The organism is Acinetobacter sp. 24-47-66 (genome assembly GCF_056779755.1).
In genome coordinates, this window is the sequence record NZ_JBWYIL010000005.1 from 105,631 (window position 1) to 118,716 (window position 13,086).

Below are 13,086 nucleotides of genomic sequence, written 5' to 3' on the forward strand. Positions count from 1 at the left end.
ATGCCACAATGTGACTTGAAGAGAGCGCATATTCTACTGTGTATTGCAAAATTCAGCTAGATAGCAAAACTGCTTTAAGACATATTTTCGATCGAGTTTACGAATAAATCTTTTTTATTCAGTAAAAAAAATTGAATTGCACCCTATAATGCAATTCAAATGAGATACACCTAAATAATTCTTCAGTCATCTCAACTATTGAGTGTTGGTGACTTTTAACAGATGTTGAATCGCCTCTAGAGCCATAATCATAGATTTTGGATCAACTAAATCCTTGCTATCACAAGCTTGGTGATAACATGGAGCAAAATCTAAAATTATTTCGCCCTCGTTTGCACCTGGACGTTCTTGTTCATTAAATAAAATGATCGATGTGACCGGCACTTTTCCTAGAAATGGTGCTGTGTCGCTTGCTGTTAAAGTGGTGATGTCTTCTTTTATTGTTAAGTTCTTTGCTTTAAAGAATGATTTTAAATGTTCTTCAAGCGCAGTATCCCCTTGATGACTAGGTAAAGACTTTAAGCCATCAATCATTGGTTTATAGTCAGATTCAGATAATCCAGCAAACTTAAACTGGGCTTCTAAATCTTTTAATGAAGATTTATCTACATCAGCAACCAAAATATTCGGATTTTTTGTACCGACCATATCAACATTGATATAAGCCTTTATTCCCTTCAGCTGTTCAGGTGTCATTTTAGCAACAAAATCTTGCGAACCTCCGATACCATCTTCTTCAGAATCCCAAAATGCAAGGTAAATTGTATTTTGAGGATGATTTTCAGATTTTGAATAATGTTGTAATAGCTCTAATAGAACGGCTACACCTGTACCATTATCATTGATCCCAGGCCCTGTGGTCACAGAATCATAATGCGCACCGATTATCGTAGCTAAATCAGGATTTTTACCTTTGATTTCGATAATAATATTCTGACCTACAATCTTATTGCGATTTTCAAACGGCAACATCTGAGCGTGCAAACCAGCTTTTTTTGCCTCTACAATAATATAGGTTGCAGTTGCCTTACCACCATCCGTTCCAACTGCGCGATTACCGCCATGAGCTGCTGCAATATCTTCTAAGGCACTAAGATGACTCATGAGACGTTGTTCGATCAAATTCGAAGTATTGATTTGCGTGGTTACTTGTTGATTTTGATTTGGTGTATGTGAGCAAGCACTCAACATAAAAATACTGGTCATTAATGCTGTTAAACAAAGTATTTTTTTCATTGTCATGTGGATATCAGTTTATTAAGGATTCCATTTTAGAGAATAACCTTATTACATCCACAGATTTTTGTAATAAAAAAGAGCCCGAAGACTCTTTTTATTTATGTTTCTAAATTTTTAATCAACCAAATCGACCCGTAATATATGCCTCAGTCAATTGGTGATCAGGTTGAGTAAATACTTTTTCTGTCGAATTCACTTCAATCAAATCACCTAAATGGAAATAGGCAGTACGGTCTGATACACGTGCAGCTTGTTGCATTGAGTGCGTAACGATTGCAATAGTATATTGTGTTGAAAGCTCAGCGATTAACTCTTCAACTTTAGCCGTCGCAATTGGGTCAAGTGCTGAACAAGGTTCGTCCATTAAAATCACTTCTGGCGAAACTGCAATAGTTCGAGCAATACATAGACGTTGCTGTTGACCGCCTGATAAACCAGTTCCAGGCTGATTCAAACGATCCTTAACTTCATCCCACAAGCCCGCTTTACGTAAACTATTTTCAACGATCTCTTCTAAATCATATTTGTCACGTGCTAAACCATGGAGTTTAGGTCCGTATGCAACGTTTTCAAAAATTGATTTTGGGAATGGGTTTGGCTTTTGGAACACCATACCCACTTGCGCACGAAGTAGTACTACGTCGAGATTAGGATCATAAATGTCTTGATTATCCAACATGACTTTACCCGTTACCCGACAACTATCTATCGTGTCGTTCATACGATTTAAAGTACGTAGGAATGTTGACTTACCACATCCAGATGGACCAATAAAAGCAATCACTTCATTTTGGTAAATATTAAGATCAATGCCTTTAATCGCTTCAGATTCACCGTAATAAACGTGAACATCAGTTGTGCTCAATTTTACAACATCCGATTTTGCTTCTTTTTTATTTTCGCTCTGCGTGTCAAATTGTGAAACAAACGAAGTTGACGTTTTTTGATTTTCATCTTGAGATGTAAATTGTGTTTGATCTGAATTCACTGATTGATCCTTTTTTAAGGAATTTTGAGTTACTTGCGAAGTTACTGTATTCATATTTTGCTCCGACTACCAACGGACTTCAAATTTCTTACGTAACCAGATCGCTAAACTATTTAAGCTAATCATCATCGCAAGGAGAACAATAATGGCTGCAGCAGTACGACCTTCAAAGAAGTTACGAAGTTCATTACCCTGCCACAAGAAAATCTGTACAGGCAGCGCTGTAGATTGATCGAATGGGCTTGCTGGAATACTGGCTACAAAAGCACTCATACCAATCAACAACAACGGCGCAGTCTCACCCAATGCTTGAGCCACACCAATAATCGCACCTGTTAAAATACCTGGTAATGCCAAAGGCAGGACGTGATGAAAAACAGTTTGCAGTCTTGATGCACCCAATCCTAATGCAGCTTGGCGAATCGAAGGAGGAACGGCTTTTAAAGAAGCTCGTGTCGTAATAATCACCGTTGGCAATGTCATTAAACTTAACACAAGACCACCTACCAAAGGGGCAGACAATGGTAAATGCATCCAACCAATAAAAATTGCAGCACCAAGCAAACCGAATACAATCGATGGAACAGCAGCCAAATTATTGATGTTGACTTCTACAATATCTGTAATCCAGTTCTTTGGCGCGAACTCTTCAAGATAGATCGCAGATGCAACGCCGATTGGAATCGAAATAAAGATCACAATCAACATCATGAACAATGAGCCCATGAATGCACCAGCTAAACCAGATGTCGCTGGTGAACTACGAGAGTCAGGACTCGTGAAAATATTCGTGTTAAATGAATTTTCGATGACACCTTTAGCCTTGAGTTCATCAGCAATTTGACGAATCTCGGGACTAAGTTGTTGCTGTTCATCTGGCAAAGAACGATCAATATTACCTGCAAGCCACACATCAATATTTGCATCAGCAAGGACTTTTACGTCCACTGTTTTACCAACCAAGCTTGGATCATTCATCACCATATCACGGATACGATATGCTTCAGAGCTCGTATAGATATAGCTTAAATCATCACGTTGGGCTTCAAGTTGAGGATCTTGTTTGATCATGGCATTGATGATCAATGCATCCCAATCCACCATGCCAACTTCAGTCTGCCACTCAATAAACCGTTCTTCATACTGAGCTGGATTCTCACCTTCAGCCAGTACAGGCTTTGGACCAACCTCAACAATCTTTGGATCGAAATAGATTGGCAAATTCATGCTACTTTGCCAAAAAGCAGGCAAGCCTTTCGCTAAAATACTACCGAATAGCAATACTACGAAGAATAAGCCAGCAATCACTGCTGAAAAACCGAAGAAACGGAACGTCTTTTCTTTACGATGACGTTTAGCTAAAGAATTCTGAATAGTCTTCTTACGCTTTTCTCTAAGCTGCTCAGCTGTTGCTGAATCAACTGTCTCGAGAGTATTAGGATTAGAAGTACTCATTAGTCGTATTGCTCACGGTATTTACGCACGATGTAAAGTGCAACAATGTTCAAACCTAAAGTAATCACAAACAATGTAAGTCCTAGTGCGAAAGCGACTAATGCTTGCGGACTTGCAAAGTCAGTATCACCTGTTAATTGATTAACAATCGTAATCGTTACGGTCGAAACAGCTTCTAATGGATTTGCGTGTAAAAGAGGACTGTTACCAGCTGCTAGAACTACGATCATCGTTTCGCCAATTGCACGGGAAGCAGCCAATAAAAATGCACCAATAATGCCAGGCAACGCTGCTGGAATGACCACTTTACGAATCGTTTCAGATTTGGTCGCCCCTAATCCTAAAGATCCATCACGTAATGCTCGAGGCACTTGAGTAATAATGTCATCAGATAAAGAAGACACAAAAGGGATGATCATGATTCCCATGACAAAACCTGCAGTGAGCGCACTCGTTGCGTTGATATCAATACCAACCATTGCCCCTACAGTTTTAATAAATGGGCCAATAATCATGAGTGCAAATACACCATAAACGATCGTTGGAATACCAGCTAAAACTTCAATGGTCGGTTTTGCCCAAGAACGGAAGCGAGGAGAAGCATATTCAGCCAAATAAATCGCGATCATTAAACCTACTGGTACAGCAACCAATAGTGCGATCCCACTGACCATAAGCGTACCCCACAACAATGGAAGTAAACCATAGCTTCCTTCTGCACTTCCCGAAGTACTGAAACCCGGGTTCCACTCTGTTCCAAAGAAGAAATCAAAAGGATTAACAAAGCTGAAGAAGCGCATCGCTTCTCCAAACATCGACATTACAATCCCTAGTGTTGTAAGAATCGCGACACCAGAACATAAAGCTAAGCCAACATTGATGACTTTCTCGACTTGATTACGCGCTCTAAAATCTTGGCTAATTCTTTTTTTAGCCCATACCAAACCTGCCAATGCAGTGCAAATAACAACTGCTAATTTTGCAACAGAGCCAATAGTTGAAAATTTACTCAGTTGCTCTGCAGCAGCAACTTCATATGCCGTTGCCGTGTCACTGACACCAAATCCGGACGCAATTGATTGAACACGGTCAACAACTACGTTTAGGCTTGCTGGATCTAGACTCGCTTTAATATCCTGTGGCAAATGATTAAGCACCACCTGCTCCAAGATCGTTGGCTCAACCAAATTCCAAACAATCAAAATTAAAAATGCAGGGATACCACACCACAACGCAACTAATGCCCCATAGTAACCAGGACGTGAATGCAAAGCGGCAGAGTTATTTCCCTGACCTGCTAAGTTACGGCTTTTGCGTAATCCGATTTGATAGGCAATGGCGATGATCGCCAATAACACACCTATAAGTAGCAGATTCATGTATTCTCCACTGTCTTTTCAATTTTCATGGTTTGAAAAAACTTTTTTCAATGAAAAAACCAATGGCAGGATAATTCCTGCCATTAGTTTGTCGTTTGATTACTTAACAGCTTTACCTGCTTTAAAGTTTGCCAAAATTGCTGCACGCTCTTTGTCAGAGAGTGAAATTAAGCCCGCTTTTTCTAACTTAGAACCTTTACCTGAAACACGCTTATTTAAGAAATATTCAGTAAACTGTGGTAAACCTTTGATTGATTTCAAATGCTCACCTTTTACATAGAAGAATAATGGGCGTGATACAGGGTAAGAACCATTTAAAATCGTGTTTTCAGACGGTGCCACATTGTTCACAGTTGCAACGCGTAAACGGTCACGGTTTTGATCATAGAAACCTAAACCAAACACACCAACAGCACTTGGAGAAGTCTTTAAGCGTGCAAGTGTTTCTGTATAGTCACCCGCAATTTCCACAACACGACCATCTTTACGGAACGTTGTGCAAGCTTTCTTTTTGGCATCTTTATCTAAAGCTTTAATAGCAGCATACGATTCACAACCAGCGTCCACCATTTTCTCCTGGAAGACTTCACGTGTACCATGATTCGAAGCTGGGATTACAAGCGTGATTGGCTCATTTGGTAATGATTTATCAATTTGATTCCAACGTGTATATGGGTTTTTTACCATCTTACCGTTTGAAGGCAATTCAGCTGCCAAAGCTGCAAATACATGTTGTGGACGTAATTTATAAGCTGCTTTGTTAGCATTTGAAGCAAATACGATACCGTCGTAACCGATTTTAATTTCTAATACTTGGTTAACGCCATTTTTCTTACATTCAGCCAATTCGCTCGATTTGATTGCACGAGATGAGTTAGCAATATCGATCGTATTGTCGCCAACACCATTACAAAATTGTTTTAAACCACCCGACGAACCGCCTGAACCAACTACTGGTGTTTTAAATTGAGGGAAGTTATTACCGAATTCTTCAGCCACAATACTTGCATATGGCAATACTGTAGAAGAACCCGCAATTTGAATTGTGTCACGTGCTGCATTTGCGGTTGTTGCTACAGCTGCCCCAGAAAGTGCTAATGCAATTGCAATATTTGTAAAGCGCATCATGTTATCTCTCAATTTATGCAAATTTGGAGTACGCTACTTTTTATTGAAGTATTGTACTTATTTCGATACATGCATTTTGATTTGATAATATGACAATAAGGTTACAGCTTTATTACGATTTTATTATTTTTATTACACCAACTTGCTTATTTGTTTTTTAATTATATTTCAACGATTTATAATAATCACGGTTAAATACTGATATTTTTATTACCTACTTATTCTTTAATAATTATCCCCCTAATTCTGCATAAAGATTATTTCAATCATGATCTAAAAATATGTCAAAGTTATGAATTTTTAATATCAAAAAAGCGCTCAATTGAGCGCTTTTTTTCAAAAACAATCTATTAATCGATTGGTGGCGTATATGTACCATCAGCAATTGAAGCTTTGATGCGATCAGACTCAGCCAGTACAAGCGCAAGCAAGTTCTTCACATTGTCTAAAGTTGCTACTGGACTTAAAGTTGTCATTTTCAATGATTGAACCTGACCGACTTTAGTCACACCAATATTCGCTTCACCACGTGCAAACAATTCATCCGCAACGTTTTGGTTCAATGTATCGAGTAATTCTGTTGGGTAACCTTCAGGAATTACACGGAACAAGACTGATGCAAATTGTGGCTCAACCAATAACTCTAAACCGTCTGTTGCTTTAATATAATCTGCAACATCACGCGTTAAAGTCACACCGTGGTCAATCATAGAGCCGTAAAGCTCTTCACCGAGTGCTTCAATCGTCATCCACAATTTCAACGCATCAAAACGACGTGTAGTTTGTAGAGATTTAGAAACAAGGTTTGGTACGCCATGCTCTTCATCATAAGCAGAGTTTAAGTATTCCGCTTCATAATGCATAAAGCGATAGTTCGCTTCATCTTTAAGTAAGAATGCACCACAAGAAATCGTTTGGAAGTAATGCTTATGGAAATCAAGTGTGATTGAATCAGAAAGCTCGATACCATCTAACAAATCACGGTGATTATTAGATAGGATTAAAGCACCGCCCCATGCTGCATCGATATGCATCCACGCGCCGTACTTATTGGTGATTTCACGGACTTTCTTTAAAGGATCAATTGCACCCGCATCGGTAGTACCTGCAGTTGCAACCACACATGCCACAATTTTGCCTTCATTTTGAAGGTGTGCCATGGTTTTCTCTAGTGCATCCATGTCCATACGCGCATTTTCGTCGACAGGCACAGTCACTACAGATTGGAAGCCCATTCCCATCATCGCCATGTTCTTTTGCACAGAGAAGTGAGCATTTTCAGAACAAATGACTTTAACGTTACGCATCGCTTCCGCAGGTACGCCATCACGCTGAACAGACCACGGATTGCCGTTTTCGTCTTTCCATTTTTTCGCGATACATGCATCACGTGCAAGCAATACACCCATCAAGTTTGACTGCGTACCGCCAGAGGTGAACACACCTGCTTGACCTGCACCATAACCAACTTTTTGACGAAGCCAATCGATCAACTGAACTTCCATCAATGAACCTGCAGGGCTTTGATCCCATGAGTCCATCGATTGGTTAGTTGCGTTAATGAGTACTTCTGCGATTTGGCTAGTCACCATAGTAGGACAATGCAAATGCGCCAAAGAATGAGGATGATGTACTTTTAAGCTCTTATTAAGGAATAGCTCAACCATACGCTCTAATGACTTTTCCACACCCAATCCTTCTTTAGAAGGATTAAATGCAATTGCACTGCGAAGCTCTTTAATGCTACCGCCTGTGTACATTTTGTCATTTTGTAACCAAGCTGCTACTGCTTGAGTTGCCTGATCCATTGCTGACGTATAGTCAGCAATGGATGCAGCATCATTACAGAGCAAAGCTTTACGGTGTTCTGCAAAATCTACCATGAATTAAGCGCCTCGTACCGCAACTAATGCTTCAGAAATTGCTTTCTTAAAGCGCACAATTACTTCTTCACATTCAGCTTGGTTAATAATTAATGGGCAAAGTAGACGAATCACTGTACCGTTACGTCCACCCTTTTCTAACAACAATTTGTTGTTGAAACACGCTGCTTGGATTGCAGCAGCCAATTGACCATCTGCAGGAAGTGAACCCATATGGTCAGCAGGTTTACGCTCATCAACAATTTCGATACCGATCATTAAACCGCGGCCACGTACATTACCGATACATGGGAATTCTGCAGCTAATTTCTTCAATTCAGCTTGAAGGAAATCACCACGCTCTTGTGCGTTTTGCGCAAGATTTTGTTCTTTGATCGTTTTGATCGTAGCAAGACCAGTACCCATAGCCAATTGGTTACCACGGAAAGTACCCGTGTGACCTGCAGGCTGCCAAGCATCAAACTTACGCTTAATACCAAGTACTGCAAGTGGTAAGCTTCCACCTACTGCTTTCGACATCACTACAACATCAGGTTCGATACCCGCATGTTCAAAGGCAAACATTTTTCCTGAACGTGCGAAACCAGCTTGTACTTCATCAAGAATTAAAACGATGTTGTGCTTTTCAGTCACTTCACGAATTTTTTTCAACCATTTCACAGGTGCTGTAACCACACCGCCCTCACCTTGAATCGCTTCAAGGATAACTGCAGCAGGCTTAGTCACACCGCTTTCAACATCTTCGATGAAATTTTCAAAAAAATAAGTAAGCGCGTCAACACCCGCTTCACCACCTAAACCTAGTGGGCAACGGTATTCATGTGGATACGGCATGAATTGAACGCCTGGCATTAAACCATTAACAGCGTTTTTAGCAGACAAATTACCTGTCATTGCTAATGAGCCGTGAGTCATACCATGGTAGCCACCAGAGAAGCTGATCACAGTGCCACGGCCAGTATATGTTTTTGCAAGTTTAATTGCTGCTTCTGTACCATCTGCACCAGATGGACCACAGAACTGTAGGCAGTACTCTTCTTTACCACCCGGTAATTCAGCAAGTAAAGCTTCAGTAAAAGCATCTTTTAAAGGTGTCGTTAAATCCAAAGTATGTAATGGAAGACCACTCGCTAAAGTGTCTTGAATACTTTGAATGACCGCAGGATGATTATGGCCCAAAGCCAATGTTCCTGCCCCAGCTAAACAATCGAGGTACTCTGTACCTTCAACATCAGTAACCCAGCAACCTTGAGCTTTTGCTATCGCTAACGGCAATTTACGTGGATAGCTACGAACATTAGATTCCATCTGACTTTGGCGAGTCAAATAGTATTCGTTAGTAGAATTAGGTGCAGGATTTACAGAAGAAACGCTCATATCGAATTACCATCTCTGATATGGGTTAATAGAAATAAGTCGGGTGACTTGCGGTCCTTTGACTCGGTGCTTTATAGAGTTCTAGTTAGCCTATTGTGTAGAGTTATAACTAGAGGGCGCGATGATAACGAATTTTGAAATAAAATAAATAGATTTCTATCGTTTTCACCAGCAGATTCTAAAATATTAATGTGACAAATTGATAACTTGTATAGATTTCAAACTGTACCACTTCTATTTTAGATAAGTTTAAACTTGAGCTAAAGTAAAACAGTCCAAATTATGCAAAAAATGTTCAATTTTTTTTGCTGATTTGAACTGACTTTTTCAGTATTCCTAAATTCGAGCTTGGGCTAAAGCATAGTTTTGTAACATTATGAATCTTATATATTCATGTAGTTGTACGTGTGTGATTAAAACCACTTTTTTTCACTCATTTTTTTAAGAATAGTTTCAAGAGTTCTCGATTAAAATACATCAGCAACCCCATCATCACAACGACAATCCCCCACAAGGCTTCATTATGAATAATTTCATTATTTAAGGATGCCCCCAAAACTAGGGCGATGACTGGCGTCATGACATTACTCAAAGACACTGTCGACGCTGCTAAGCGGCGGATTAACCAAAAATAGCACAGCATCGCAACAATTGATGACATGATCATTGTAAACAAAAAACCCACCATCGCTTGCGTACTTGGTAGCACAGTTGGGATTTGTTGCCAAATGAATGGAATGATTAAGAGTGATCCTAAAGCTGAAACGATTAATGAACCTGTCGCCTGACTCATGGGGCTTAAAGGTGCATTAATTTCTTTGACCCAAAAAATCGAACTGATATACGACACCATACTGATCAGCATCAGAACCACACCCCAAGGATTGACTCGCTCATCTGCAGATTCTGCAAAAACAAATGTGAGACCCAATACGGCAATGACCATTCCACTCCATTGTAAAATAGACAACTTATGTGTTTTTAGGATGAGATGTCCAATGAGACCTGCAATTAATGGCGAAAATCCGAAGATCAGTGCCATTAAGCCTGACGTTAAATAATTTGCTGCTAAGTAGATAAATAACTGCGCACCTATTAAATTTAGGCTACCAGCCACATAACTTTTCAGCGATACATGATCAAACGGGAGTGGATCACGCATCATTTTGAGCAACGCCAAAGCAATTATAGATGCACCAAAGTATCGAATGATGAGCACCCACATTGGATGAATTTCTGCAACACTCCATACAATGGCAAGTGGTGTTGCAGCCCATATCAATACCAATAAGGCATATATACTCGCAACAACCATTATATTCGAGGAACTAGAATTCATAATTTGCTCAAAATTAAATCAATATTTTCTTAGGCACATAAAAAACAGACCTAAGTTACCCTAGGTCTGTTGCACAATCTCACCAAGTTTACTTCACAAGTTTACGAAGGTCTTGGCTAAGATCTAAATATTTATCTGCTTCAAATGCAGCTTGTTTGCTAATCAATTTTTTAAGATGACGCATTTCTTTAGCCGCATTTACCGTAATACCACCAACAATAATACCGTCAGTCACACCGAACAATACAAATGAAGATTCTGCACGTAGCTCAGGATTGATTTCACCACGTACTAACCACTCAGCTGCTGCCATATCACCTACGAATTGGTAGTTAATGTCCAACTGATCTGTCCAGAACCATGCTGGATTAGGAGTAGGATGTTCTACACCCATCACATGGCGTGCAAAGATACCTGCTTGAAGATTGGCATTTTCCCAAGTCTCAACACGACGGTGGTTACCACAGTCACGAAGTTGAGTTGCCACATCACCTGCCGCATAAATATCAGCATTCGAGGTTTGGCAATTTTCGTTTACTTTGATCGCGAGATCAACGTCAAGACCAGCATCAACTGCCAACTGTGTATTTGGCACAATACCGATACCGTAAACCACAGCATCCGCACGAAGTTCTTCGCCATCAGCTAAAGTCACCACAATTTCTTCGCCATCAAGCTTGCAATCTGCAATTGAAGTTGAAAGACGAACATCCACACCTGCCAATTTTTGCTGTTCAAGCAAGAATTCACTCAAGATGCGTGGCGATGAACGCCCCATCACCATTGGTCCCATTTCAATGACAGTGACTTCACATTCTTTGAAACGTGCAGATGATGCAAGCTCAAGACCGATTACACCACCACCAATCAGGATGATACGTTGACCTTTTTGTAACACTGGTACAAGGGCTTGTGAATCTTCAAGATTACGCAGCGTGTAAACATGTTTGCCAAGTGCATCGAAGTTTGGAAGACGACGTGCTGCACCGCCAGTTGCAATCAGCAATTTGTCATAAGCAACAACATCACCATTTTGAAGTTCGACAGTTTTGGCTTCAGCGTTGATTTTCACGACACCATTACCGCGAATTGCTGTCACACCAAGATCTGCTAATTTTTCTTCAGATAAAATTTCAATCTTGGTTTCTTCAGGTTTTAAAATCACGTCTTTAGACAGTGGTGGACGCTCATAAGGAAGATGCGTTTCATCACCAATTAATGTGATTTTACCTTCATATTTGTTTGCACGAAGCTCAAGGATCGCACTTGCGCCTGCTTGACCCGCACCAACGATGACGATGTTGTTTACATTGCTCATGGGATTAACCTTTTAATTCCGCAGATACGATACCGAAGCCCGCAATCCACTCACTAATATCTTCATAGCAGTGAGTTGTCATTTCATACTCACCAACTTCGCTCAGTGCAGCAAATGCTGCCATCCAGCAACGCACTTCTTGACCACCACGACCACCTTCGACACGAATTTCTGCCTCAGTCATCGCTTCCATTGCAGCAAAATCTGCTTGTTTAAATTTCTCAAGCAATGCGATATCCCACTCAGGGCTCAGCGGTACTGCAACTGATGTATCTCCAGCAGCAAGTTTCTGACCAACTGCAATAATTTTCGCTTGACGCGCATTACGTGCTTCTTCAGTTGGATTACGGCCAGCAATTAAAAACTCTTCAACTTCTGGTGGCACTGAACCCATTTGAGGTGTTGGTGGATCATGAGACAAACCACCTGTACCCAATACAAGTACACGCTCATTTTCAAGATTAAGTGACTTTATATATTGTCCAACCGCACGACCTAAAGCAATCGTACGCTTTGTGGTTGGCATTGGAGCGGCAGCGCCATTAATAAATATTGGAATCGTTTTATAACGATCAAGTTTTCCATCACAAAGGAAGTGTAATGGTTGAGTCACACCATGGTCAGCCTGCATACGATATGAGTATGCAACATCAACACCCTCATCTAGAACTTGACGCACAAGCGCCAAAGCCTTGTCTTCAGGAACATCGATTTTATTGTCAATTTTACCGTAATCCCAGTCACCAGCAGCCGTAGCACGGATACCGACACAGAAACTTGGCATAAGGTCGTAGAAAAAACCGTTAAAATGGTCTGGACCAAAAGTAATGATCAGTGTTGGATCGTAAGCTTTTACTTCAGCAGATAATTGTTCAAAAGCAGCACGTACTTTTTGCTCTTTTGACTGATCTTGAGGTGAAGCAAATTCCATTAAAGGACTGTGCGAAGCACAAATAAGTTTAACGGCCATGAGAGACTCC

10 protein-coding genes are annotated in these 13,086 nt (G+C 40.3%); all 10 read right to left on the reverse strand.

Annotated features, from left to right (window positions below):
- Nucleotides 1-195: 195 nt before the first annotated feature.
- The gene (locus AC1M84_RS06825) at nt 196-1,242 is read right to left on the reverse strand and encodes a M20/M25/M40 family metallo-hydrolase (protein ID WP_481594702.1); all 1,047 of its coding nucleotides are present in this window, start codon (nt 1,240-1,242) and stop codon (nt 196-198) included.
- Between the two features lie 115 nt (nt 1,243-1,357).
- Nucleotides 1,358-2,281, reverse strand: a complete 924-nt coding sequence (gene pstB / locus AC1M84_RS06830; RefSeq protein WP_481594703.1) for a phosphate ABC transporter ATP-binding protein PstB — start codon at nt 2,279-2,281, stop codon at nt 1,358-1,360.
- Nucleotides 2,282-2,293: 12 nt separating this feature from the next.
- Nucleotides 2,294-3,682 (reverse strand): phosphate ABC transporter permease PstA, encoded by a 1,389-nt coding sequence (gene pstA, locus AC1M84_RS06835; protein ID WP_481594704.1) that lies wholly within the window; start codon nt 3,680-3,682, stop codon nt 2,294-2,296.
- Nucleotides 3,682-5,061, reverse strand: a complete 1,380-nt coding sequence (gene pstC / locus AC1M84_RS06840) for a phosphate ABC transporter permease subunit PstC (RefSeq protein ID WP_481594705.1) — start codon at nt 5,059-5,061, stop codon at nt 3,682-3,684. The genes pstA and pstC overlap by 1 nt, the downstream gene beginning before the upstream one ends.
- A 99-nt stretch (nt 5,062-5,160) precedes the next feature.
- Nucleotides 5,161-6,186: a substrate-binding domain-containing protein gene (locus AC1M84_RS06845; protein ID WP_035267165.1), complete on the reverse strand. Its 1,026-nt coding sequence runs from the start codon at nt 6,184-6,186 to the stop codon at nt 5,161-5,163.
- Nucleotides 6,187-6,539: 353 nt separating this feature from the next.
- A complete protein-coding gene (locus AC1M84_RS06850) occupies nt 6,540-8,072 on the reverse strand; it encodes a pyridoxal phosphate-dependent decarboxylase family protein (RefSeq protein ID WP_481594706.1) in 1,533 nt (510 codons plus the stop codon).
- A 3-nt stretch (nt 8,073-8,075) separates the two neighbouring features.
- Nucleotides 8,076-9,449: a diaminobutyrate--2-oxoglutarate transaminase gene (locus tag AC1M84_RS06855; protein ID WP_035267118.1), complete on the reverse strand. Its 1,374-nt coding sequence runs from the start codon at nt 9,447-9,449 to the stop codon at nt 8,076-8,078.
- Between the two features lie 433 nt (nt 9,450-9,882).
- Nucleotides 9,883-10,788 carry a DMT family transporter gene (locus AC1M84_RS06860; protein ID WP_481594707.1) on the reverse strand — a complete coding sequence of 302 codons (906 nt, stop codon included), beginning with the start codon at nt 10,786-10,788 and terminating at the stop codon, nt 9,883-9,885.
- Nucleotides 10,789-10,876: 88 nt separating this feature from the next.
- Nucleotides 10,877-12,106 carry a 3-phenylpropionate/cinnamic acid dioxygenase ferredoxin--NAD(+) reductase subunit gene (gene hcaD, locus AC1M84_RS06865; protein WP_481594708.1) on the reverse strand — a complete coding sequence of 410 codons (1,230 nt, stop codon included), beginning with the start codon at nt 12,104-12,106 and terminating at the stop codon, nt 10,877-10,879.
- A 4-nt stretch (nt 12,107-12,110) separates the two neighbouring features.
- Complete coding sequence (locus AC1M84_RS06870; RefSeq protein ID WP_481591390.1) at nt 12,111-13,076, reverse strand: 3-carboxyethylcatechol 2,3-dioxygenase; 966 nt, start codon at nt 13,074-13,076, stop codon at nt 12,111-12,113.
- Between the last annotated feature and the right edge of the window lie 10 nt (nt 13,077-13,086).